Raw genomic sequence first — 25,287 nt, forward strand, 5'->3', positions numbered from 1 at the left:
ATGGTCGTGGCCTTGTTGAGCTGTTAGTCGGTCGCATCAGCTCAGGGGAGCAGCACAGGATAAGGAAAATCACCCACGAAGTAGCTCGGCGGTGCCGAGAAGCACGGCTGTGAGGTTTCTTTGGCAGCTCTCCCACCAGTCCCTTTTCGCGGTTGCGCCATCTCGGCCAGGGCGTTGGCGTTGGCCCCACAGTCACAGTTGCCGACCAGCGAACGAAGCCTCTCGGTGCTGATGGCGCGCGTATCCGGCTCGTGTGGAGATCTTGCCTCGTCCACACTGAGCAGCCCGGTGACGGCAATCGCTGCACAGTTCACGGGGCCTCGCACTTAAGCGTGCCCCTCAGCTACCGAGCCGGGCTTCTCCGGGTCATCGTCTGCGGTAGTCACCCTCGCCATACCGCGCCCTACCTCGCCGCAGCCTGCGACATTACCGCCGTGCGGCCCACCATGTCCTCGCCTATGTCTGTCGTGGCTGCGGCGGCCCCTGGCGGTTTACGGAGGCCCGCAAACCGAGTGGTGGCACGCACATGCGGGCAATGGCAGGGGCTTAAAAGCCCCGTAGGGGCACAGCACAGGGTGGGCACCTCCCGTGCGTGCCCACCCTGGTTCTGTGACGTGCGGGTTCCTACTGGAAGTAGCTGGCGCCCTTCAGGTCGCCGCCTCGGTAGTCGCCGCCGGCGGTGTGGACCTTCTGGGAGATCTGGACCAGGGCCTGGTGGATGGCTGAGGCGTGGGTGTCCCACTCCTTGGCCTTCTTGGCGAACTCGGCGTGCGCCTCGCCGGCCCAGCCGCCGGAGACGTCGAGGACGGCCTTCTTCAGGGCTTCGAGGTCCTCCTCGAGCTTCTTGGCCTGGTTGCCGAGTTCGGTGGCGAGCGCGTCCATGACGCCGTAGGTGACGGCAAGATCGCCGTAGTGGACTCCGGACATGCTTCCCTCATTTCATTGACGATTTCGACCGGACTGCCCAGCCCGGAAGCAGGGCGGCTCAATGCCGCGTGGGGCTTCAGTAGCTGTTGAGCGCCGAGGTCTTGCCGCCGAGGTCCTCGACCGAGATCTTGGAGATGTCGGCGTGGATCTGGTCCTCAAGGATGTTCTTGTCCCTGGCGTTCAGCTTCACGCCCTCGAGGAAGCCGTCGAGCATTCGGCCGATCGCGGCCATGTGGGTGTTGATTTCCGTCTGCTTCGCGTTGAAGGCGTTGGCGCCTCCGCCGGTCCACGCCTTTTCGATCATGTCGATCGTTCCCTGAAGCTGGGCCAGCGTGTTCCTCACCGAGTCGTATCGATCGATGATCGCCGTCTGAAGGACTTGGGCGTGATCGTCACTGAACTTGCGGTCTACGGCCATTTCAACACTCCTTTTCGTGAGATCTGTGGTTCGTTTCGCGCTTCACCGACTGGAGGCACACTCAGCCGCGTGTCTGAACGGTTGTGCGCGACCAGTCAGTCGGTTGCGCCCCGTCGTGAACGGAACACAGCGAAGGCGCTGCCTCCGATCAGCAGGGCGGCCGCGGCGGCTCCGAGGGCGACCCACATCGTGGTGTTGTCGGAACTCGAACTTGCCGCAGAGGTCTGGCCGCCTGAAGTGCTGTCCCCCGGCGGTGACGAGGCTGACGCGGACGTGGAGGGCGAGTCACTCGGGTCGTCCGTGACGCCCGCCGCGTTCTCCTTGGCCAGCGGGTCGGTGGCGGCCGGGCCGGGGTTGAAGTCGCTGTTCTCCAGCACCTTGCGGGGGCGGATCAGGCCGTAGCCGAGGTATGTGCTCGGGTCGTCCTTCGCCCAGTCGCGGCCGGCTGTGTCGATCAGGCTGGCCAGGACCTGGTTGGCCGTCCAGTCGGGGTGGGCGGACCAGACCAGGGCGGCGGAGGCGGAGGCAATGGCTGTGGCTTGGCTGGTGCCCTGGCCATTGCAATAGGAACGGAAAGTGTTGTCGCACCAAGTGGGGGCATCCAGGCCTGGGGAGGCCAAGTCGACGTAGTTCCCGTAGTTCGAAAACTTTCCGACCGTTCCAGATTTGTCTGCTGCGGCTACGCCCACCACGTAGGGGTAAGAGGCCGGGTACCCGATGACGTTCTTTCCCTCGGCCTCGTTACCCGTGGCGGCAAGCATCAACTTGCCTTTGGATTGGGCATACTTGACCGCCGCTCTCACATCGGGAAAGTCGATGGTGCCACCGAACGACATACTGATGATCTTCGCATCGCTGTCAGCAACGGCCCTGATCACCTTCCCCAGGGTCGGGGCATTCTTCTGTTCTGCCTTGCTCAAGCCTGTCAAAGCAATACGGTAAGGAACGATCTTCGCACCTGGAGCAAGGCCCTTCAGCCCGTCGCCAGCGCCCGTGCCTGCGATGAGTTCAGCCATGCTCGTCCCGTGACCCTTGTAGTCCTCGGTCGCCTTGTAGCCAACGGCTTCAGGAACCTCGCCTACGAGTACCTGGCCCTTGAGAGACGGGGTGTTGGGGTTAACTCCCGTATCGACAACGGCCACCTTGACGCCTTCGCCAGTGCTCACCTTCCACATCTCTTCGGCCTTCATCGCCGACAGGTACCACTGCTGGGACTGGACATCCGCGGCTGTCACACTCGGAGCCAGACCTGCCGAAAGGACGGCCATGGCGCCAAGCGCTGAGCAGACGACGGAAGCCCGTCTGCCGTTCCGTCCCGCGAAGGGCGCGCTCCATCCGCCGCGTCGGCCGATCCCTGACACCATGCCTCTGCCTGTCCTCACTCTTGTCCCGTCAGTCGCTGGTCGACGGCCCGTCACGCCGCTCGTCACGGCGCGAACGGGTCTTGCCGGAACCTTGATTGTCCGCAGGGCCACGAGGCACGCCAACAGCGCCAGACGCGCGCCCGCCGTCCCTGGGCCCATGACTGCGCCCCTTAGGCGTTCCGATGACGCCGTCGGGACTGCCAACGGGACGGCGAGACGTCTGGCCTGTGCCTGCTGCCGCGCTCGAGGCTCCGATCACCCAACGCTGGCCGGGCTTCTCCCCCGTGACACGTGACGTGGGTACGCCCTCGCCTCCAATGACCGCGCCACGCGGAACCCTGGAACCGTTAGCACCAGGGGTCGCCCCGGTGACAGGCTTGCCGCCGACAACTCCATTGGTGGTGCGCCCTATGCCTGGGCGACCGGGATTCGTTGAGCCCATGCCGTTGACAGGCCCCCGGGGGACACCACCGGCCTGCTTGGCCTCCGGGCCCCCGGTCCTCGGTACGCCGCCGACCACGCCTCGTCCCATAGGGCCTGTCGTACGGCCGCCCGCCTGCCCGGGGGCGACAGCTCGTCCCGTCGACCCCATAGGGCCGGTTCCCCCACGCACTGCTGGGGTACTTCCCGTCGCACCACCGGCTCGACCCTGCGCCGAAGCAGGGGCTTTGGTTCCGGGGACACCGCCGAACCTGGAGGTACGCCCGGCCGGCCCACGCACGGCAGGAGGTTCCGCAACGGGGGCAAAGGGAGGGGGCGCTCCCACTGGGGTTGCATGAGGGCCTGCCGTCGACGGCGGTGTGGCGTGCGCCGGCTTCATAGCCTCCTGCGGCGGCAACGTACCGAGGCTGTTGATTTCTGTGCCGACGTGCGGTTCCGGTGAGGTGGCAGATGCACCCGCATTCTTGGGGGACAGCGACTGGTCTCCGGAGTGTGCCCCTCCCACCCCGGCGTCCAGCGTGCCCTTGTGCGTGCCACTTGAATTGCTCAGGGCCGGGATGGATTCCTGTCCAGGGGTCGGCGTCCTCGGGTCGCCAAACTCCGGCGGTGGCTGAGGCACCCCCACATCCGGCATAGGAGGAAACACAGGCTCCTCAGCCCCCCGCATAACCCCCGCGGAGACCGAATAGAACGACGCCAGACGGTACATCTGGTTGATCGCCTCCTGCCGGTCCCCCTCCGCCTTCACAGCCGCCGTGTACTCGGCATTGCCGTCAACCCGCTTGGCCTCGGGAATGTCCGCGACGCTCTTCGGATCCGACCGACCGTCCCGCGGCGGCATAGCCTTACGCACAGACGCGAGGCCGGAACTCGCGGCCATCACCTGCGTCCCCACCGTGTCGGCGTACCCGGCCAGGTCGAGGGCCGTGGTGACCAGGGACATGCCCCACTTGTGGAACGCGCCGTGTGCCTCGCCCTCCCAGTCGACGTGGCCCAGGTTGCGACTCAGCTCGTCGGCGGCTTCGGTGATGGCGTCCCGGGCGTCGATGAGGGCCGTTCCGGCGCTCTCGATGAGCTCCGGGCTCGCGGACTCGACGATGTCGATCATCTGGTTGAGGTCGTGGCCCTCGAAGCTGGTCCTGCCGAAGTGCATGCCCCGGCTGGGCCCGAAGGGACTGATCTTGGTCATATCCATGACCGCGTCGAGGGTGCCGTTCTGGTGCGCGGCGTCCTGGTGCTCCGGCCGGTGGTGACCAGGCCCCTTCTCGTCCCCGCTCATCAGTACCCCGCGTCCGTGTGGTCGGCGTTGTTGCCGCGCTTGATCCGCTCGTCCAGCATCGCCTCGCGCCCCTGGTTGACCTCGGTCCGGATCTCGTGGAACCGGTGGCGAAGCTCCTCTTCGAGGTTGTCGAAGCTGACGTCCACTCCGTGCACGGCGATCCGCATCGCCTCCAACTGGAGCCCCAGAGACTTGGAGAGCGAGGTGATGCGCTCGTGGACGCGTTCGTACTCCAGGTGGAGCGCCTTGGCCTCCGGGAAGTTCCCCATGCCGAACGCCGCCTGGGACAAGCCGTTCGCCGCGACCTTCGACGCGCCACCGGCCGAGCCCTCGAAGGCGGCGAGCAGGTCGTCCACGCGCTTCTTGAACGTCGAGAGGGCCATCAGGCCACGGCGTACGTCGGCGGCACCTCCGCCCATGTCTGCAGGAAGCACGAAGCGTTCCCTCCCCGTTCCCCGTTTGTGAAATCTGTGAAGCCTGTGAAGTCTGCGAGTTCTACGAGTTCTGCGAAGCCTGTAGGAGCCTTGAGTCTGTGAGTGATCGGTCGGCGACCAGGACTTCGGTGAGTGATGCACTCGTCCATCACTGTAGTCATTGTGTAAATCGTGGCCAACTGAGCTCCGTGTGAGGTCAGTTGCGAGATGGTCGAGATATCGTCCGGTTGTCTGCCCGCAGAGCGGCCAAATCGCCCTGAACGAGGCCGAGATGCCCGTACCCCGAGCGAGGAGGCCTTCTTCGGGGGCTCGTCCACGAGGGTGAACTTCAGGCCATAATCAGTCTTTGCTGTGCGAAATCCAGCGGTTGACAACCTCCGGCGCGACGCCCAGCACGTTCCTCGGTTCGGTCAGCGCGTCCGCGCGTCGCCCGCCCGCAGTCTGCGGTTCCTGCGTCGCGCGTCCCGCACCGCGACCCCCGCGCCACCGAGCCCCGCGGCCAGCACCGCCGTCGCCACCGCCACGTACGTGGCGAGCCGGGAGTTGCGCTCGTCGGAGGTCTCGCCGACCTGGAACTCGGCGGCCGCGGGCGCCTCGGCCTCGACCAGGCCCTCCTGAGGGTCGGGGGACTCGATCGGGTGGTCGTCCTCGGTCAAGGCGCGCACCGGGTCCACCACCCCCCAGCCGACCCGGCCGTCGTGCCCCGCGATCGTCCGCTCCGCGGTCTGCTCGATCTGGGCGACGATCTGACGCGCGGTCCACGTCGGATGCTCGGCCTTGATCAGCGCCGCCACGCCCGCCACGTACGGCGCCGAGAAGCTCGTACCGTTGTCGGAGCAGTGGCCGCCCTCGGGGACCGTCGAGATCATGTCGACGCCGGGGGCCGCCACGTCGACGAAGTCGCCGGACTGGGAGAAGGCGGCGCGTTCGTTGTTGCGGTCGGAGGCCGCTACGGCGAGGACGCCCTCGTACGACGCCGGGTAGGTCTTCTTGACCGCGCCGCCGAGGCCGTCGTTGCCCGCCGATGCCACGACCACGATGTCCTGGGCCAGGGCCGCGTCGACGGCCTGCTCCAGGGCTTCGGTCGGTTTCACCGCGTTGGACGTGTCCTGGGAGATGTTGATGACGTCGGCCCCGGCGGAGACGGCGTAGCGGATCGCCTCGGCCAGGGTCTCGGCCGTGCCGTGGCCTTCCGCGTCGTTCTGCTGGAGCGGGATGATCGTCGCCTCGGGGGCGAGGCCCACGAAGCCGGTGCCGTCGGCGGGGCGGGCGGCGATGATGCCGGCGACCTTGGTGCCGTGGCCGACGGTGTCGGTCGTGCCGTTCTCGTTGCCCCGCTCGACGGGGTCGCCGTTGTCGTCCTTCAGGCCCCTGGGCAGGAAGTTGCGGCCGCTGCCCGCGTCCACCGCGTCGGTGAGCTGCGGGTTCTTCACGTCCACGCCCGTGTCGATCACCGCCACACGGATTCCTTCGCCCTTGGAGCGGCTCCACAGTTCGTCCAGGAGGACGCGTTGCAGGGACCAAGGGCGGCCCGGATACAGGCCGTTGGGGAACTGGCACTGGTCCGAGTAGGGCAGTCGGTCCGCGGCCGCTGCCGGGGGCGCGCAAACCGTGGTCGCGGTCAGCAGAGTTGCCACTGACACCAGCGTCGATCGGAACAGCACGGTCGTCCTCCCCCTCACGATCCCTGCGGCTGGCGTGCCGCCGACGTCGACAGACGGGGTCCCGTGGGCAGGAACTTCGACCATGCGGCGGGGATCGGCGTCGGGTCCACGTCGGCGTAACCCAGCCGCGTCTGGGCCTGCTTGGCCTCCTGCTGGAGCCGTTCGCGCTCCTCGGCCGTCGTGTCGAGGACCGCGTCGTCCGTGGCGTTGTCCCCGTTCGACTGCAGTACGTAGCGCAGGCCCGTGTCGGTGACGAGGAAGACGGGGCCGTCCTTGGTCGCCCTGCCCTGGAACTGGCGGTAGAGCTGGCCGGAGCCGGGCGTGACGTAGGCGCTGGAGGAGCCGGTGGGGAGCTTGACCGGGAAGTCCGTGCCCGCCCAGGTGTACAGGGTGGTGGTGCCCGAGTCGGCGTGCACACCGCGCAGGACGTTGCAGACCGTGCTGCGGCCGCCGGCCTTGCCCGTCGCCTCGTTGACGGGCTCGGGGGCCCCGGTCGGCCAGCGGTGCTCGGTGCCGAAGGCCTTGCCCGGGACGATGGCGCCGGGGCTCATCTCCTTGGCGCCGGCCTGTCCCAGAGGGGCCAAGTCTTCGCTGAAGAGCAGGAGTTGGGCGACGAAGGCCGAGACGGGGGCGACCCGGCCGGGCAGTACGACGTAGTACTGGTCCGTGTTGAGGTCGGTCGCCTTGAGGACCATGCCCACCTTGTTGGTGGACGCGTCGAGCTGGCCGGGGGCACCGGCCGCCGTGTTGACCTGGCCGGTGATCTTCGGGAAGCGGATGGCGTCGCCCCGGTGCAGGGTCGCCAGCCACGCGTCGGAGACCTTCTGGGGTGCGCGGCCCGAACCCACGACGGCGCGCAGCAGCAGTTCGTCGTTCCTGCCGATGGGGTACGCCGTCCCGTTCGCGTCCACGACGTAGCGGTTGCCGTCCCGGGCCTCGACGTAGAGGAGTTGACCGCCCGCCAGCTTCTGCCCCTTGCCCTCGGTCGCCTTCATGTCGCGGTCCGCGAGGACCAGGGCGGCCTTCTGGATCGATCCCCCGCCCGCGCTCGGGCGTTCACAGACGGCCCAGCGTTTCGTGCTCGCCGCCTCGGACGGCGAGGGCAGGCGGTCGGGGGCGTAGGGGATGCCGATGGTGACGCCGTGCGGGATCCTGCCGCTGTCGAGGACCGACTCGGCGACGGTCACGACCTCGCCCTGGTTCGCCTCCAGGAGCAGCTTGGCCGAGGCCATGTTGAGGACCGGGTGCAGCTGGACCTGTCCGTCGGTCTTGAGGACGACGTACCGCGTGGTCGACTTGCTGGCGACGATCACCTTGGCGTTGGGGGTGTCCCAGCCCTTGGGCGCGGTGGGTCTGAACATGCCCCAGGCCCCGAACACGGCCATCACGATCACGCCCACGATGACGCCGGGCAGCACCGCGCGCAGCGGCCGGGGTGCCCCCTCCTCGGAGCCGTCCGGCGACGACTGCAGGAAGGCCGCGAGCATCCGTCGCTTCGCGAAGGTGTAGGCGTTGAGCTGGTCCCGCCGAGATGCCATCTGTGACTGTCTCTCCCCGTGTGTACCCGGGTCCGCGCACGTGCCCGGCGTGGCTCCCCGCCGTCGTTGTCGGACCGGCCCCCTACTACGCCTGGTGTCCACAGGCACTTGTGGGACCGGTAGGGTGCCTGGGCCGTCAAAGGCCCTGTGTGGTGCCGAAGTTCCAGCGAGTGGTGAGCAGTACGGGGGGATGCAGTGGTGGCTTCCGGAACGCGTGCCCGGTCCCGCGGCCGGACGCGGTCGCAGGGCTCCTCGGCGCCCCGGCCGGAACCGGCTCGGCAGGCTCCGGCGCCGAGCACGCCTCATTTCAGGACGCGTTCGGGTCGGGGCGGGGCGTTCCGGTTGCAACGTCTGGTGCTCGTGGAGGTCGCGTTCGCCGTCCTGCTGGTCGGCTGGGCCATCGACCCGGTGGCCCTGGTGCCCGCGGCCGTCGTCGCCGTCTGCCTGGTGCTGCTCTCGTTCGTACGTCGCCGAGGGCGCTCCCTGCCCGAATGGCTGGCCACCGCGCGGGCGTTGCGGGCACGGCAGCGACGGGCCGCGAGCACGCGGTTGCCACCGGGCACCGAACCGGGGTTCGCCCCGGCCGTGGAGTGCGATCCGAGCCTGCGGACCTACACCTACGCAAGCCGGGACCGGCGTCCCGTGGGCATGGTCGGGGACGGCACGTTCGTCACCGCCGTCCTCCAGGTGGAGGCCGGTGCCACCGCCCTGCGGGCCGAACGGAGCCGGCACCCGTTGCCCCTCGCGCTGGTGCACGACGCCCTCGAAGTGGACGGAATCCGGCTGGAGTCGGCGCAGATCGTGCTGCACACCCAGCCCGCCCCCGCCATCCATCTGCCCCAGCAGTCCGTGGCCGTCGCCAACTACGCACCCCTGCACGAGCAGACCGGGGCGCCGGCGGTGCGGATCACCTGGATCGCGCTGAAGCTCGACCCGGAGCTGTGCCCAGAGGCCGTGGCCGCGCGCGGCGGGGGCCTCGTCGGGGCGCAGAAGTGTGTGCTGCGGGCGGCCGATCATCTCGCGAGCCGGCTGACGGGTGCCGGGTTCCGTACGAGCGTCCTCGACGAGGAGGAGCTGATCTCCGCCATTGCCACGTCGGCGTGCGCCAACCCGCTGGTGACGGCGGAGGCCGGTCGGACGGAGGCGCGGGAGAGACGGACCGAGGAGTCGGGCCGGAGCTGGCGCTGCGACAACCGCAGGCACACCACGTACTGGATCCGCCGGTGGCCCGCCCTGGGCGGCGAGCGAGCCCCGTCGTTGCCGCAGTTCCTCGCGCTGGTCACCGCCGTCCCGGCGCTCGCCACCACGTTCAGCCTCACCCTCGCGCGCGGGGAGCGCCAGGAGGCCTCGTTCACCGGGCACTTGCGGGTGACCGGGCGCAGCGACGACGAACTCGTGGCCGCCCGTCGCGCGTTGCAGGCCGCCGCCCGACACACAGGCGCCGGGCTCGCCCGCCTCGACCGGCAACAACTGCCCGGCATACTCGCCACCTTGCCGCTCGGAGGTGCCCGATGACGACGGCGACCACACGCCCCGGACCGGCGGCCGACGGTCACGGAGAGCCGCAGCCCGCCGCCCGGCAGCGGGTTCGTGAACTGCTGCGCAGCGGCCTCGGGTTGGTCGGTCCGCGGCACGCACGGCATTCCGTGCCCGTGGAGCAACTGGCCGCCCTCGCGCTGCCCATCGGCGACGACGGCGTCGTCGTAGGTGTCGACGGTGACGGGCAGCCCGCCGTCCTGGGGGTCAATCGGCCGACGCCCTACGACATCCTCCTCATCGGGGGCCTGTGGACCGCGCAGGTCATGGCCCTCAGAGCGGCGGCCACCGGGGCGCGAGTCGCCGTGGAGACGGGGCGACCCGAGGCCTGGCTGCAGATGGTGCATGCCATGGGCGGGGGGCAGAACGGGCTGGCGGTGTACGAGGTCGGCCGGGTTCCTCCGCAAGGGGCCTCGGCCGGTACGCCGGTGCTCGTGGTGCGGGACTGCGGTATGCGGCCGCCTCGGGGACGGGTGGTGTCCGGGCCCTGGCAGTCGGTGCTGACCCTGCTGCCGTATCTCAGCCCCGTCGCCCCGCGGCTGATCCGGCAGGCCAGGCTCGTCGGTGTGCAGCGGATCTCACCGGACGAGGCCGTGGAGCTGGGCCGCACGATGGCACTGCCCCGGACCGAGGTGGAGGCGCTGCCCACCCTCGCCGACGGTGTCACGCTGTGGTGTGCCGACCGTGACCGGCGGTATGTGGTGACGCGGCCGACCGACACCGAGATCGGATTGTTGGGCACGCCGCGGCGAATGGACTGAACCCGCGCGCATCCGGCCGGTATTGAGCGGTTACCACCGTTTCACCCCTCTCTTTGCATGGGCCCGCGCACGATTCCCTCTCCCCTATGTACCGATTTGACGGTCGGCATGCCGGACGCGCGTACCGATTTCGGTCGACGTGTGACGCATTGGTCGGACGCGGAGGGGTGGACGGGCCTGCCGGGGTGGGGCCCCTGGTGATTAGGCTGGTACCGGGTGCGACGCCAGACCCGTGGACCAGGCGTCGCCGATCCCAGGGGGAGAGCCGGTGGATCGGACGACCTCGAACGACTCAGACGACAAGTAATGGTCGCCCCGGCACGGCATGACGGTGCTCGACCAACCAGGAGGAATTGTGAGCAGCGATCGGGACGGGACCCGCGGGGGCTGGGCCACACCCGGCGACGACCAGCCCGATGAGGAGTCCGCCGTCGAGGTGACGGGCGAGTTCACCATCGACTACGCCCCGCCTGCCTGGTACACCCAGAACGCGACGCAGAATTCGGGCGACGCGGAGAGTTCGCGTGGCTCGGCCGCGTCGTCGGCTGGGGCGGGCTCGTCCGGTACGACGGACTCGGCCGCCCCCGGTTCGCCGACGCCCGCAGCGACACCCGCTCCCGTGGACTGGTCCACCTCCTCGCTGCCGGGTCTGACTCCGCCGCCGCACGTGCGTCCCCAGGGTTCCACCACGGGGCCCGGCGCGCCCTTCACGCCGCCGGCGCCTGGTCCGGGGGCCCCGTTCACGCCACCGGCGCCGCCCGCCGCCTATCCCGGTGCTGCCTTCCCGCCGCCGGCTCCGGCTCCGGCTCCGGGTACGCCGTTCCAGCCGCCGGCTCCGGCTCCTGCTCCCGCTCCCGCGAGCGAAGGGCCGGGTGCGCTGCCCAGGCTTCCGATGGGGAGCGGGTTCGAGCCGCAGCCGCCGCAGTCCGACGCGTCGGCCGGGGATACCGCGTCACCGACCGGTGTCCCGGGCTCGCAGTCCCCGTGGGGCGCCCCGACGTCGTCGCCCTCGGGCTTCACGCCGCCCGCGACCCCGCCGACCGCCGCGACACCGGACTCCGACCCCACCCCGGCCGCACCGCCGGTTGCCCCTCCGACGAGCTTCACCCTGCCCGCGGCCACGCCGCTACCTGAGGCAGCCGAGTCCCAGCCCGAGACCCCGGCTTCCGCGACCCCGCTGGCCGAGGAGGCGGATGCCGGAAACGGCGATCTGGAGAGCGGCGCCACCATGCGGTTCTCCCCGGTCGCCCTCCAGCGCGAGATGGCGGAGCGTGAGGCGGAGGCCGAGGCCGAGGCCGAGCCGACGTCGGTGGACGAGGAGGACGGTACGGCCGCCGACCCTGCCGATGACGAGACCGAGGGCGCCGTCGCCGAGCCCGAGCCCGTTGCCGGAGACGGCCAGGCGGACGGGGAGTCGGTCGACGTGGACGAACCGGAGGCACCTGGCGCGAACGGGACCGACGAACCCGTCGTCGCCCCCGACACCCACGTCGACTCCGACTCCGACGAGACGGATGCCGCGCCGCTTCTGGACGCCGCAGACGACGCCGAGGCTTCGCACGCGGAGGCTTCCGACACCGACGCCGACGCGGGCGCGGAGAGCGACACGGAGGGCCAGGGTACGGCTGACGAGGCCTCCCCCGCCGAGGACTCCGGCCTCGACGCGGATGCCTTCAGCGACGTCCCGTTCACCGAGGACGCCGACTCGGAGAGCGCGAAGCCGTCGGCGGGGGAGCCGGAAGACGCGGAACTGACGGACGCCGAGCCAGTCGACGCGGAACCGCTGGACGCCGTAACCACCGACGCCGAGCCCGCAGACGCTCCCCCTGCCGACGCCACGCCCGCGGCCAACGCACCGCAGGACGACGCCCCGCAGGACACCGCGCCTGAGGACACCGCCCCGCAGGACAACCCCCCTCAGGCCCCCGCCCCCCAGGACGCGCCCCCCGCCTGGACTCCCCCGCCCGCCCCGCAGGCGGAGATGCCGCCACTGCCCCCGTCGTACCAGCCCGCGGCTCCCGCCCCGGCGGCCCAGTGGCCGGCGCAACCCCAGCCCGAGCCCCAGCAGTCGGACCCGGCAACACCCTCACCGCAGCCGACGGCTGCCCAGCCTCACCCGCCGGTACCGCAGCAGCAGCCCCCCTTGCAGCCGCAGGCCCCGCAGCCCGCGCCCGCCGCCTGGAACCAGCCGCCCGCGCCCCCGGCCCCCGCGCCTGTCGCACCGCAGCCCGGCGCTCCCGCTCCGGCGGCCCAGCAGCCGGCCACCGCGCCCGGTCCGCAGGACGGCTATGGCTTCCCGCACCCCGGCGCCGCCCAGCCCACCCCTCAGCAGCCCCCGGCCCCCAACTCCCAAGCCGGCTACGGCTTCCCCCCTCCGGGACAACCCCAGCCCGCACCCGGCACCCCGCAGCCCCCGGCCCCCCACGCAGAGGCCGGCCACGGCTTCCCGCACCCCGGTGGAGCCCCCACGCCCCACCCCCAAGCCGGCTACGGCTTCCCCCAACCCGGCACCCCCAACACCCCCCAGCCCGGCTACGGCTTCCCGCATCCGGCCGCCGCCCAGCCCACGTCCCCCCAGCCCACGCCCACGCCCACCCCCGGCACCCCCCACCCCCCCTCCCCCACCTCCCCCCAGCCCCCCGCCCCCAGCGGCTACGGCTTCCCCCAGCCGGGCGTACCGCAGGCCCCGCAGGGCGCCGCCCCGCAGGGTGCCGCACCGCAGGGCTTCCCCCCGCAAGCCCCCCAGGCACACCAGCTGCCCCAGGCACCGCAGGCACACCAGCCGCCCCAGGCGCCCCAGGCACCCGCCCCCGCCCAGCCCCCCGTCGACCCCCGCACCGGCACCGCCTGGCCGCAGCCCATCCGGCACGACCAGCGGCAGATGACCAACCCCGGTGCGGCGCCGCTCGGTTACACCGCCGCGGTGGAGCTGTCGTCGGACCGGCTGCTGAACAACAAGAAGCAGAAGGCGAAGAGCGGCCGTCCCGCCGCGCAGCCCTCGCGGTTCAAGATCGGTGGGAAGAAGGAGGAGGCCGAGCGGCAGCGGAAGCTCGAACTCATCCGCACGCCCGTGCTGTCCTGCTACCGCATCGCGGTGATCAGCCTCAAGGGCGGGGTCGGCAAGACCACGACGACCACCGCGCTCGGCTCCACGCTCGCCACCGAGCGGCAGGACAAGATCCTCGCCATCGACGCCAACCCCGACGCCGGTACCCTCGGGCGGCGCGTGCGGCGCGAGACGGGGGCCACCATCCGTGACCTCGTCCAGGCGATCCCGTACCTCAACTCGTACATGGACATCCGCCGGTTCACCTCACAGGCGCCGTCCGGTCTGGAGATCATCGCCAACGACGTCGACCCGGCCGTGTCCACGACGTTCAACGACGAGGACTACCGGCGCGCGATCGACGTGCTGGGCAAGCAGTACCCGGTCATCCTGACCGACTCCGGCACCGGTCTGCTCTACAGCGCCATGCGCGGGGTGCTCGACCTGGCCGACCAGCTGATCATCATCTCGACGCCGTCCGTGGACGGTGCGAGCAGTGCCAGTACGACGCTGGACTGGCTGTCGGCGCACGGGTACGCGGATCTCGTCTCGCGCTCCCTCACCGTCATCTCCGGTGTCCGCGAGACCGGCAAGATGATCAAGGTCGACGACATCGTCAGCCACTTCGAGACGCGCTGCCGCGGGGTCGTGGTCGTGCCCTTCGACGAGCATCTCGCCGCCGGTGCCGAGGTCGACCTCGACATGATGCGGCCGAAGGTGCGGGAGGCGTACTTCAACCTCGCGGCGATGGTCGCCGAGGACTTCGTACGCCACCAGCAGATGCACGGCCTGTGGACCAGCGACGGCAATCCGCCCCCGGTGGCGGCCCCGCCGCTGCCCGGCCAGCCGATGCCGGGCCAGCCCTACCCGCAACAGGGCTACCCGCAACAGCCCCAGCCAGGACAGCCGTACGTCCCCCAGCCGGGACAGCCGTACCCCCAGCAGGGCCACCAGCAACCTGCCCAGCCCCACCCGCAGCAGCCCCAGCACCCCCAGCACCCCGGCCAGCCGCACCCGCCCCAGCCGGGACAGCCGTATGCCCCACAGCCGGGCCAGCCGGCACACCCGGGACAGCCAGGTCAGCCGGGCCAGCCCTACCCGCCCACTCCCCCACAGCAGTAACCCACGCGACGAAGGGCGGCCGGTGCTCGCGCACCGGCCGCCCTTCGTCGTCACAGGACCGCACCCGTCAGCCCGGGTCCGCCGGGCGGCCCGAGGCGGCTACTCCGCCGCGGCCACCAACTCCCGGCAGCGCTTGACGTCCTCGGCCATCTGCTCCAGCAGGGCCTCCAGGGACTCGAACTTCGCCTGGCCGCGCACGTACGCGAGGAAGTCCACGGCCACGTGCAGGCCGTACAGATCCAGCCCCACGCGGTCGATGGCGTAGGCCTCCACCGTGCGCTCGGTGCCGTCGAACTGGGGGTTGGTGCCGACGGAGATCGCGGCCGGCATGGCCTCGCCCTGGGCGTGCAGCCAGCCGGCGTAGACGCCGTCGGCGGGGACGGCGGTGTGCGGGAGGGTCTCCACGTTGGCCGTCGGGAAGCCGAGTTCGCGGCCGCGCTGCGCGCCCCGGACGACCACGCCCTCGACGCGGTGCGGGCGGCCCAGGATCTCGTGGGCGCCCTCGAGGTCGCCCGCGGCGACCAGGCGGCGGGTGAGGGTGGAGGAGAACGGCTCGCCGCCGCCCGCCTCGCCCGACACGAACAGGTCGATGACCTCGACCTCGAAGTCGTAGACCTTGCCCTGTTCGGCGAGGAACTCCACGTTGCCGGCGGCCTTGTGGCCGAAGCGGAAGTTGGGGCCCTCGACGACCGCCTTGGCGTGCAGCTTGTCGACCAGGACCTTGACGACGAACTCGGCCGGCGAGAGCTTCGAGAACTCGGTGGTGAAGGGCAGGATGAGGATCGCGTCCACACCCAGCTCCGCCATCAGCTCCGCGCGGCGGTGGTGCGGGGCCAGCAGCGGCGGGTGGCTGCCGGGGCGCACGACCTCGCTGGGGTGCGGGTCGAAGGTGACGACGACGGCGGGAACGCCCAGCTCACGGGCGCGGTCCACGGCATGCCGGATGATCAGCTGGTGTCCGCGGTGGACCCCGTCGTAGGAGCCGATGGTGACGACGCTGCGTCCCCAGTCCTCGGGGATGTCCTCCAAGCCACGCCAGCGCTGCACTGTGACCGCTCCTCGCCGAACCCGTGTCCGTGTGTAGGGCTTATCTCTTACGCAGGTCTAAGGGTGCCATGCCGTGTCCTTCCCGCCCGCATCGGCATGGGCGCTGTGACCCGACGCACGCGGATCAGGCGGGGACGCGGACGCCGGCCAGGTTCTCGATCATCCGCCGGGTGCTGGGGCCGACCACCGCCGACCATCGCTGCGGCGCGTCGGTGAGCCAGGTCGCCACCCGCGCGGCGAAGCCGGGGACCTGGCGGCCGAGGTCGACGAGCGCGCGGTCGAAGCGGGCGGCGCCGTCCGGGGTGCGCACGAGCAGCAGGCCGGTGCGGTGGACGAGGTCACACAGACCGTCCTGGGGGTGGCGGGCGGCGGTCCGCAGCAGGGTGTCCAGGACGGCCGGGGCGTGCTCGTGGTCCAGCAGGAAGGCGAGCAGTTCACGGCGGAGAGGGCGGGAGGCGGGGCTGCCGGGAGGTGCCAGTACGGCGGCGAGAGCGGCCCGCACCTCCTCCGAACCGCCCTCCAGCAGGCCGGTGACCAGCGGAAGGAGCACGGCCCGCGCTCCCGGCCCCTGGTCGAGCCGCCGGTCGACGTACGCGGCCACGTCCGCCGCGGTCTCCGGACGCTGTTCCACCGCCTCCCGTACGAGGGCGGCGATCCGGCGGGCGGGCGTGGGCGTGGTGACGTCGGCGAGGGTGCGCAGCGCCTCTCCGGCGCCGGGGCGGCGCAGCCGGGCGCGGAAGGCGTCGAGGACCGGCTCGGGGTGGGTGGCCAGGGCGGCGACCAGCGCGCTCGGCGGGAACTGCGGATCGCCCGCCCTGAAGTGACCGAGGGCCTGCGGGAGATGACGGGCACGCGTGCGGGGGTCGCGTACGAGCAGGGCGAGCGCGCCGCCGTGCAGGGTGCAGTCGGCGGGGCGGGCGAGCAGGGTGAGCGCGGCATAGCGCAGCAGCTCGCGGTCGGCCTCGGTGCGCACGTGCGGGGCGGCGCGCAGGCCGTACGTCACCGCCGCGACCCGCCGGTCGGGGCGCTCGTCGTGCGCCCAGCGGTCCACGGCCCGGCACACCGCCGAGGGCTCGTCCTCCGCGAGTACGGCGAGCAGTTCGTCGGCCCGCCGGTGCGCGCGGTCGACGAGCAGCTCCGTCAGGTCGTCGAGCGCCAGCCGCCGATGCGTGTGCAGCAGCGCCTGCGCGGCCTTCGCGACGGTCGCGTGCGGGGTGGCGGGCAGCGGACGCTCGTCGTCGAACCAGCCGGTGAGATGCGGTGCCACGGCGGCGGGATCCGCGGCGAGCAGCCGGGACGCCGCGTCGAGGAATCGGGGGGCGGTGTCGTGCGCGGGGCCGTCGGCGAGCACGAGCCGGCGCAGCAGGTCGAAGAGGGTGACCGCAGGGAGCGGGAGGGCGAGCCAGAAGTCGGGGGCGAACCGGGCCGAGCGAGCGGGCACTCGGGCACTGTCCTGCGCGTCCTGCCCCGCCCTTGTCCGCCGCCGCCACTCCACCACCCGGTCCGCGAGAAGGCGCAGCACACCTGTGTACGGCGTCGCGTCGGGCACCCGGAGCAGGCACTCGGTGAGCAGCCGGGCCGCCCACCAGGAGTCCGGGTCGGTGTCCAGGGCCTGGATCAACTCCTCCAGGCGGGCGGCGAGTCGGGGGGTGCCGTGCTGGCGGGACAGCAGGAGCAGGGCCTGGACGACCGGGCCGATGCGGTGGTGCGGGACCGGGTAGGGGTGCGGGCTGCGCCGGTGGACCAGGGCGCGCAGGGCCTCGTCCAGATCGAGGTGGGTGCCCTGGATCCAGTCGGCGAGCTCCTCCTGGGCGAAGCGGTAGCCGCTTCCGGCGGGGACCAGCAGGCCCTCGGTCAGGACGGCGGACGCCCAGCCCGTGCCGCCGCCGAGCCGTGCGGGGGCCGGGCCCCACGGGAACACCGCCTCGAACGACTCGCGGTCCAGCTCACCCTGGCCCGGTCCGAGGCTGCGCCGGGCGGCCTCGTGCACCTGGCCGGAGACCTTCGCGGCGAGTCGCCGTACGGCGGTGCCGCGCAGTCCGTTCTCGGCGGCGAGGCGGACGGCGACGCGCAGGCACATCAGGTCGAGGTGGGCGGCGAGGACGTCGTGGCGGTCCAGGCGGGTGGGGGCGTCGTCGGCGTCGGGGAGCGCGGCGCGGACCTCGGACAGGAGGCGGAGGGTGAGGGGGTGGCGGGCGTCGCCGGCGGTGAGGGCGTGATCGGGGATGCCGTAGCGGGCCCTTGCCTCGTGTGCCTCGTCCTCGCGCAGGTCGGTCAGGTGGACGCAGGGCATCTCACCGCCCCTGCCCGTCCCGTCGCCCCCGGACCCCTCTTCGGCCTGCGCCGCCTCGTCCTCGGACGCCGGTGGCGCCGAAGGGCGTGGGCTGTGGAGCATCCCCGCCGGGAACCCCTTCCCCGCCCCCTCCCAGTACTCCCCCCGGCACGCCACCACCAGCCGCGCCCCCGTCTCCCGCAGCCAGGTCGCGGTCCCGTCGGTCCATTCGTCGAGGCGGTGGGCGAGGACCGGCGGCATCTCCTCGGGGCCATCGAGGAGGAGCAGCAGGTCGCGGCCCTCGGCGTGGGACAACCGGGCGAGGCGTTCGGGGGTGACGTTGCCCATGTCGGCGACGTCCGCCGACCGGGACGCCGCGAGGATGCGTGCCGCCCGGTTCAGCGCCCGGCGCGCCGCGTCGGCGACCGAGGTGTCCTCGTCCCGCAGGTCGGCGCCGCGCAGCCACAGCGTGGGGGCGGGGCGGGAGCCCCGGTTGCGGCGGGCGGCGAGCAAGGCGAGTTCCGTCGTACGTCCGCTGCCGGGTGAGCCGACGAGGGCGAGAACGGCGGCGGGGCCGTCGGTGAAGGCGTCGAACTCCGCTGTCGTGGCCGCCCGTTCGACCGGGGCGACCGCTCCCGGGGTGCCGGTGGTCGCCCTGCCGACATGGCCCGCCAGCGCACCCGGCGGGCCGTCCTGTCCGACCGAGGTGGCCGTGAGTTCCAGTACGCCCGCGAGGTTGAGGTCGACGCCGTAGGCGGGCACGGTCGCCGCGTTCTCGGCGAGGAGGTCGGCGAGCGGACCGGTGCGGGCCGGGAGGAGAGGCACGGCGAACCCGGCGTCCCGGCCGCCGCCCTGGAGCGCGGTGCCAAGGACCGCGAGCACCGCGCCCGTCCCGGCGTCGAGCACCGGGCCGCCGGCCGCCCCGCCGCCGAGCCGCAGCGCGTCCCGCCCGGCGGTTCCGATCGCCAACTCCAGTACACCGTCCAGGTGATGGAACCGGTCCGTGGCCGTGTAGGTCGCCGGGGCCGCCCCCAGCACCCGAGCCTCGCGCCAGCACCCGGCGGCGATCCGCACGTAGGCGCCGGTGTCGATCCGGTCCCGCACGGTGACTGGGAGCGGGTCGAGGCCGAGGCCGTGGGTGCGGACCAGGGCCAGGTTCAGCTCGGGCAGCGGGGTCACCGCGTCGGCGGTGACCACGCAGTGGCGGTCCTCAGCGGCGTACAGCAGAAGCCTGGGGAGGCCGTCGACGGTCTCATGGCTGGTGATCACGGTGCCGTGGTGGTCGGCGGCGAAGCCGGTGCCGCGGGGGCGGCCGGCCAGGTCGAGGACGCGGACGAGCGCGGCGTCGCGCGCGTGTCCCGGACCGGACGCCGCTTCCGGGGCGGCGCTGGGCCCGTCCTCACCGGCGCGACTGCGGCCGCTCGCGCCCCGCGGGCTCCGTCCCGCCATGGTCGAACCTCCCGCCGTGCACCGTGCCTGTCTTCGACGGTAGGCACCGGGTGATCGGCGGGACAGATAGCGCGGTGAACGCGCCCCCTTCCGCTCCCCTGGTTCACTCCGAGCGCCTGCCCGGTCGGGTGAATGGGCGGGGAGCGTTGGATACACCCTAGGGGTGGGGGAACCGAGGGGGGACCGTGGAGCGGCGGACGACTCCGTGACCGCCGCTCCACGGGCGGAGGACCGCAGCCGCCGACGGCCTCGGCGGCAGCCGCCTCACTCGCGGACGCGTCGGTCGCAGCGCCTCGGTTCGAGGACGGCCTCGGCCTCGGCCGTAGAGGCGTTGGTCAAGGACGACCGGCCCCGGCCGCAGACGCCTCACTCGCGGACGCCTCCGCCGCAGACGCCCCGGTTCGAGGACCGCCTCGGCCTCGGCCGCAGCGTCGTCGGTCAAGGACGACCAGCCCCGGACGCAGACGCCTCACTCGCGGACGCCTCTGCCGAAGACGCCCCGGCTCGAAGACAACCTCGGCCTCGGCCGCAGCGGCGCCGGTCAAAGACAACCGCCCCCGGCCGCAAACGCCCCGCACACCCCTCAGTTGAAGACGGCGAGGCTCTTCGCCTTGCCCTTGTGGTCCTCGACCAGGGCGAGGACGCGGCCCTCGGGGTCGAAGACGGCGACCGCGCCGCGGCCCGCGTACTCCTCGGGCATTTCCAGGCGTACCCCGTTGACGAGCAGCCGGGCCCGCTTGGCGTCCACGTCCCAGCGCGGGAACGCGGCCGTGGCGGCCTCGGCGATCGGCATCACCGTCAGCTCCTGCTGGAGCTCCTCCAGGGTCTTCGCCGCGTCCAGCTTGTAGGGGCCGACGCGGGTGCGGCGCAGCGCCGTCAGATGGCCGCCCACTCCCAGGTCCGCGCCCAGGTCCCGGGCGAGCGCCCGGATGTAGGTGCCGGAGGAGCAGACCACCGAGACGACCAGGTCCAGGACGGGGGTGCCGTCCTCGGCGACGGCGTCGCGGACGTCGTACACCGCGAAGGACGAGATCCGTACCGGGCGGGCGGGGATCTCGAACTCCTCGCCGTCGCGCGCCCGCTTGTAGGAGCGCACGCCGTCGATCTTGATGGCGCTGACCTTGGACGGCACCTGCATGATGTCGCCGCTGAGTTTGGCGATCCCGGCGTCGACGGCGTCGCGGGTGACCTTCGAGGCGTCGACCGACCCCGTGATCTCGCCCTCGGCGTCGTCGGTCAGGGTCGTCTGGCCCAGACGGATGGTGCCCAGGTACTCCTTCTCGGTCAGCGCGAGATGGCCGAGCAGCTTGGTCGCCTTCTCGACGCCGAGGACGAGCACGCCCGTCGCCATGGGGTCGAGGGTGCCGGCGTGGCCGACGCGGCGGGTCCTGGCGATCCCGCGCATCTTGGCGACCACGTCGTGCGAAGTGAAGCCCGACGGCTTGTCGACGATGACAAGCCCGTCGGGCGTCTGGTTCTTCTGCGTCATTCGGCGGAGTCGTCCTCGTCCTCGCCCGGCTTCTTGTACGGGTCGGCGTCACCGGCGTAGGCCGCGCCGGCCGAGACCTCGCGCACCTTCTCGTCGGACTGGCGGGCCTTGTCGAGGAGGTCGTCGATGGTCTTGGCGGTGTCGGGCAGCGCGTCGGCCACGAAGGTCAGCGTCGGGGTGAACTTCACCCCGGCCGCCGCGCCGACCGCGGAACGGAGCACGCCCTTGGCGCTCTCCAGTCCGGCGGCCGCGGCCGCCCGCTCCTCGTCACCGCCGTACACCGTGTAGAAGACGGTCGCCTCCCGGAGGTCACCCGTGACCCGGGTGTCCGTGATGGTGACGTGTGAGCCGAGCCGCGGGTCCTTGATCCCGCGCAGCAGCTTCTGGGCCACCACCTCTCGGATGAGGTCCGCCAGCCTCTTGGCGCGCGCGTTGTCGGCCACTGGTCCGTCTCCTTAAAGTACTTGCTTCTTGCTTCAGTCTTCGTCGCTGTGGAGCCTGCGTCGAACCGAGAGCAGTTCCACCTCGGGCCGCGCGGCGACCAGCCGCTCGCAGCGGTCCAGTACCTCGCTGAGGTGTCCCGTGTCCCCGGAGACCATCGCCAGCCCGATCTCGGCCCTGCGATGGAGGTCCTGGTTGCCCGTCTCCGCCGCGCTCACCGCGTACTTGCGCTGGAGCTCGGCCACGATCGGGCGGACGAGAGAGCGTTTCTCCTTCAGCGAGTGCACGTCGCCGAGGAGCAGATCGAAGGACAGAGTCCCCACATACATGTGTGTGTCCGGATGTCCCGCCGGTTCGGGGTATGGGCGTCGCGTCGACGCCGATACAGGAACCGTACACGCAACGGCCGGGGCCGATCGACGGATATTACGTCCGCCGACCGGCCCCGATCGCGTGCTGTGACAATCAGCCGCGCGGCTTCTCGCGCATCTCGTACGTCGCGATGACGTCGTCGACCTTGATGTCGTTGAAGTTGCCGAGGTTGATACCGCCCTCGAACCCTTCGCGGATCTCGGTGACGTCGTCCTTGAAGCGACGCAGACCGGAGATGTTGAGGTTCTCCGCGATGACCTTGCCGTCGCGGACGAGTCGAGCCTTCGTGTTGCGCTTGACCTCGCCCGAGCGGACCAGGACACCGGCGATGTTGCCCAGCTTGGACGACTTGAAGACCTCGCGGATCTCCGCCGTGCCGAGCTCGACCTCCTCGTACTCCGGCTTGAGCATGCCCTTGAGGGCCGCCTCGATCTCCTCGATGGCCTGGTAGATCACCGAGTAGTACCGGACGTCGACGCCCTCGCGCTCCGCCATCTGCTGCGCACGGCCGGCTGCCCGGACGTTGAAGCCGATGACGATGGCGTCGGAGCCGGTCGCCAGGTTGATGTCGGACTCGGTGACCGCACCCACACCGCGGTGCAGGACGCGGATGTCGACCTCGTCGCCGACGTCGAGCTGGAGCAGCGAGGACTCGAGAGCCTCCACCGAACCGGACGCGTCGCCCTTGATGATGAGGTTGAGTTCCTGCACCAGACCGGCCTTGAGGGCCTCGTCCAGGTTCTCCAGGGAGAACCGGACACCCCGGCGGGCGAAGTTGGCGTTGCGCTCACGCGCCGCGCGCTTCTCGGCGATCTGGCGGGCCGTGCGGTCCTCGTCGACGACGAGGAAGTTGTCGCCGGCGCCCGGGACGTTGGTGAGACCCAGGACCAGGACGGGGGTCGACGGACCCGCTTCCTCGACGTTGTTGCCGTTGTCGTCGAGCATCGCCCGGACTCGGCCGTACGCGTCGCCGACCACCATGGTGTCGCCGATGCGCAGCGTGCCTCGCTGGACGAGGACGGTCGAGACCGCACCGCGGCCACGGTCGAGGTGGGACTCGATCGCGATGCCCTGCGCGTCCTGCTCCGGGTTGGCCCGCAGGTCGAGCGAGGCGTCCGCGGTCAGGACCACGGCCTCGAGCAGCTGGTCGATGTTCAGACCCTGCTTGGCGGAGATGTCGACGAACATGGTGTCGCCGCCGTACTCCTCGGCCACCAGGCCGTACTCGGTCAGCTGACCGCGCACCTTGGTCGGGTCCGCGCCCTCGACGTCGATCTTGTTGACCGCGACGACGATCGGCACGTCGGCCGCCTTGGCGTGGTTGAGCGCCTCGACCGTCTGCGGCATGACGCCGTCGTTGGCCGCGACGACCAGGATCGCGATGTCGGTCGACTTCGCACCACGGGCACGCATGGCGGTGAACGCCTCGTGACCCGGGGTGTCGATGAAGGTGATCTTGCGTTCTTCGTCGTTGACCTGGGTGGCGACCTGGTAGGCACCGATGTGCTGGGTGATGCCGCCGGCCTCGCCCGCGACGACGTTCGTCTTGCGGATGGTGTCCAGCAGTCGGGTCTTGCCGTGGTCGACGTGACCCATGACGGTGACGACCGGCGGACGGACCACCAGGTCCTCCTCGTCGCCCTCGTCCTCGCCGAACTCGATGTCGAAGGACTCGAGCAGCTCGCGGTCCTCCTCCTCCGGGCTGACGATCTCGACGACGTAGTTCATCTCGCCGGCGAGCAGCTGGAGGGTCTCGTCGGAGACGGACTGCGTGGCAGTGACCATCTCGCCGAGGTTCATCATCACGGCGACGAGCGACGCCGGGTTGGCGTTGATCTTCTCCGCGAAGTCGGTGAGGGACGCACCGCGCGACAGGCGGACGCTCTGTCCGTTGCCGCGAGGCAGCATCACGCCGCCGACCGACGGGGCCTGCATGGCCTCGTACTCCTGGCGCCTCTGCCGCTTCGACTTGCGACCGCGACGCGCGGGACCGCCGGGACGACCGAAGGCGCCCTGCGTGCCACCACGGCCACCGGGACCGCCGGGACGACCACCGAAGCCGGGACGACCGCCGCCGCCACCGGGACCACCCGGACGGCCGGCGAAACCGCCGCCACCGCCACCGGGACCACCGGGACGACCGGCGAAACCGCCACCGCCGCCACCGGGACCGGCCGGACGGCCGGCGAAGCCGCCGCCACCGGGACGACCGCCGCCGCCACCGCCCGGGCGACCGGCGCCACCGGGACCGCGGCCACCGGGGCCACCGCCGCCGGGACGCGGGCCGGCAGCCGGACGCTGCGGCATCATGCCGGGGTTGGGCCGGGCGCCGCCGGGGCCGCCGCCGGGACGGGGACCGCCCTGCGGACGGGGCATGCCGCCCGGGGTCGGACGAGCGCCACCGGGAGCCTGCGGACGGGGACCGCCCGCCGCACCCTGGGGACGGGGACCGCCCTGGCCCTGACCCTGCGGACGCGGGGCGCCGCCGGGAGCGCCACCGGGGCCACCCTGGCCGCCGGGACGCGGGGCACCGCCCGGACGGGGCGCCTGCGGGCGCGCCATGCCGGTGGAGCCACCAGAGGTGAAGGGGTTGTTGCCCGGACGGGGACCGGCCGGACGAGCGCCGGGACGGGCACCCTGACCACCCGGACGCGGGGCGCCGGGACGGTCGCCGCGCTCACCGCGGCCCTGACCGCCCTGGCCGGGGCCACCGGCGGGACGGGGGGCACCCGGGCGCGGGGCCTGCTGGCCGGCCGGACGCGGGGCGCCCGGACGCGGGGCGGAGCCCTGGGCGGGCGCGGCGGGAGCCGCCGGCGGTGCCGTGAACTCGGGCGTGGTCGGAGCCGGCGACGCCGGCGCGGGGCGCGGCGCGGGCTTCGGGCCCGGGGTGGGACGGGGGCCGGGAGCGGCCGACGCGGCGGGAGCCGCGGGCGTCTCGGCTGCGGCCGGCTTGGGGGCCGGCGGGCGCGGGGCGGCCGGACGGGCAGCCTGCGCCGGAGAGGGGGCGCCCGGCTTGGCCGGGGCAGCCTTGCGTGCGGGGGCGGGCTTGCCGCCTCCGCTGCCCTGCTGGAGGGCGTCCGTCAGCTTGCGGACGACGGGCGCTTCGATGGTCGAAGACGCCGAACGGACGAATTCACCGAGTTCCTGGAGCTTGGCCATGACGACCTTGCTCTCTACTCCGAACTCCTTGGCGAGTTCGTATACCCGGACCTTAGCCACTTCGCTCCTTTTAGGTCCGGGTTGCGTCCGGACCGTCGCTACTTCATGGGCGTACTCATCGCGTGCTCATCGAGTGCTCATCGCAATCTCGACCTACTTCCAACTCGCGGGGTACCAGGGCCGCGCGGGGGTTCCGCGCGACGCTTCTTACGGTGTTGCCTGCTCAGCAACTGTCTGTCTGCTCGACGTATTGGCGCAACGCCTTTACGTCAAGCGCTCCCGGGGCGCGAAGCGCCCGCGTGAACGCCCGGCGGCGTACCGCCTGGTCCAGACAGACCAGGGCGGGGTGCACGTACGCACCCCGGCCGGGCAGCGTACCGCTTGGATCAGGAACGCACGCGTCCTTGATCGCCACGGTACGCAGCAGATCGGTCTTGGCCGCTCGCTGCCTGCACCCCAGACAGGTGCGTTCAGGGCATGCGCGGGCTCGCGTCCGGCCAGACACTACTAAGTCTACCTCCCCGTACC

Annotated in this window: 16 protein-coding genes; 3 read left to right on the forward strand and 13 right to left on the reverse strand. The window is 71.8% G+C overall.

Features of this window, described 5'->3' with window-relative positions:
• Positions 1–624: 624 nt before the first annotated feature.
• From ACH41F_RS27635 to eccB, 6 genes are all read right to left on the reverse strand, one after another.
• Positions 625–927 (reverse strand): WXG100 family type VII secretion target, encoded by a 303-nt coding sequence (locus ACH41F_RS27635; protein ID WP_391232385.1) that lies wholly within the window; start codon positions 925–927, stop codon positions 625–627.
• Positions 928–1,003: 76 nt separating this feature from the next.
• On the reverse strand, positions 1,004–1,345 hold the full coding sequence (locus ACH41F_RS27640) for a WXG100 family type VII secretion target (protein WP_391232386.1): 342 nt from the start codon (positions 1,343–1,345) through the stop codon (positions 1,004–1,006).
• A gap of 95 nt (positions 1,346–1,440) precedes the next feature.
• Entirely contained in the window at positions 1,441–2,535 is a 1,095-nt protein-coding gene (locus tag ACH41F_RS27645; RefSeq protein WP_398837938.1) for a S8 family serine peptidase, read from the reverse strand.
• A 1,893-nt stretch (positions 2,536–4,428) separates the two neighbouring features.
• On the reverse strand, positions 4,429–4,863 hold the full coding sequence (locus ACH41F_RS27650) for a hypothetical protein (RefSeq protein WP_398837940.1): 435 nt from the start codon (positions 4,861–4,863) through the stop codon (positions 4,429–4,431).
• A gap of 410 nt (positions 4,864–5,273) precedes the next feature.
• On the reverse strand, positions 5,274–6,506 hold the full coding sequence (gene mycP / locus ACH41F_RS27655; protein ID WP_398837942.1) for a type VII secretion-associated serine protease mycosin: 1,233 nt from the start codon (positions 6,504–6,506) through the stop codon (positions 5,274–5,276).
• Between the two features lie 35 nt (positions 6,507–6,541).
• Complete coding sequence (eccB, locus tag ACH41F_RS27660; RefSeq protein WP_398837944.1) at positions 6,542–8,065, reverse strand: type VII secretion protein EccB; 1,524 nt, start codon at positions 8,063–8,065, stop codon at positions 6,542–6,544.
• Between the two features lie 198 nt (positions 8,066–8,263).
• Between eccB and eccE the strand changes: the two genes are divergently transcribed.
• From eccE to ACH41F_RS27675, 3 genes are all read left to right on the forward strand, one after another.
• Entirely contained in the window at positions 8,264–9,580 is a 1,317-nt protein-coding gene (gene eccE, locus ACH41F_RS27665; protein WP_398837945.1) for a type VII secretion protein EccE, read from the forward strand.
• A complete protein-coding gene (locus ACH41F_RS27670; protein WP_398837946.1) occupies positions 9,577–10,362 on the forward strand; it encodes a hypothetical protein in 786 nt (261 codons plus the stop codon). The genes eccE and ACH41F_RS27670 overlap by 4 nt, the downstream gene beginning before the upstream one ends.
• A 325-nt stretch (positions 10,363–10,687) precedes the next feature.
• Positions 10,688–14,530 (forward strand): SCO5717 family growth-regulating ATPase, encoded by a 3,843-nt coding sequence (locus tag ACH41F_RS27675; RefSeq protein WP_398837947.1) that lies wholly within the window; start codon positions 10,688–10,690, stop codon positions 14,528–14,530.
• A gap of 99 nt (positions 14,531–14,629) precedes the next feature.
• On the opposite strand, the gene ACH41F_RS27680 is transcribed toward ACH41F_RS27675, so the two are convergent.
• From ACH41F_RS27680 to ACH41F_RS27710, 7 genes are all read right to left on the reverse strand, one after another.
• Complete coding sequence (locus ACH41F_RS27680) at positions 14,630–15,577, reverse strand: bifunctional riboflavin kinase/FAD synthetase (RefSeq protein WP_398837949.1); 948 nt, start codon at positions 15,575–15,577, stop codon at positions 14,630–14,632.
• A 124-nt stretch (positions 15,578–15,701) separates the two neighbouring features.
• Positions 15,702–19,298 carry a serine protease gene (locus ACH41F_RS27685; protein WP_398837951.1) on the reverse strand — a complete coding sequence of 1,199 codons (3,597 nt, stop codon included), beginning with the start codon at positions 19,296–19,298 and terminating at the stop codon, positions 15,702–15,704.
• A gap of 583 nt (positions 19,299–19,881) precedes the next feature.
• Positions 19,882–20,787, reverse strand: coding sequence for a tRNA pseudouridine(55) synthase TruB (truB, locus tag ACH41F_RS27690; RefSeq protein WP_391232395.1), 906 nt, complete (start codon positions 20,785–20,787; stop codon positions 19,882–19,884).
• Entirely contained in the window at positions 20,784–21,230 is a 447-nt protein-coding gene (rbfA, locus tag ACH41F_RS27695) for a 30S ribosome-binding factor RbfA (protein WP_391232396.1), read from the reverse strand. Before rbfA ends, truB begins: the two co-directional genes overlap by 4 nt.
• 33 nt (positions 21,231–21,263) lie before the next feature.
• Positions 21,264–21,557: a DUF503 family protein gene (locus tag ACH41F_RS27700; protein ID WP_391232397.1), complete on the reverse strand. Its 294-nt coding sequence runs from the start codon at positions 21,555–21,557 to the stop codon at positions 21,264–21,266.
• A 136-nt stretch (positions 21,558–21,693) separates the two neighbouring features.
• Entirely contained in the window at positions 21,694–24,819 is a 3,126-nt protein-coding gene (gene infB / locus ACH41F_RS27705; protein ID WP_398837953.1) for a translation initiation factor IF-2, read from the reverse strand.
• Between the two features lie 163 nt (positions 24,820–24,982).
• Positions 24,983–25,264: a YlxR family protein gene (locus ACH41F_RS27710; protein ID WP_398837955.1), complete on the reverse strand. Its 282-nt coding sequence runs from the start codon at positions 25,262–25,264 to the stop codon at positions 24,983–24,985.
• Positions 25,265–25,287: the final 23 nt, after the last annotated feature.

The organism is Streptomyces sp. NPDC020489 (genome assembly GCF_044386545.1).
Classification (GTDB): Bacteria; Actinomycetota; Actinomycetes; order Streptomycetales; family Streptomycetaceae; genus Streptomyces.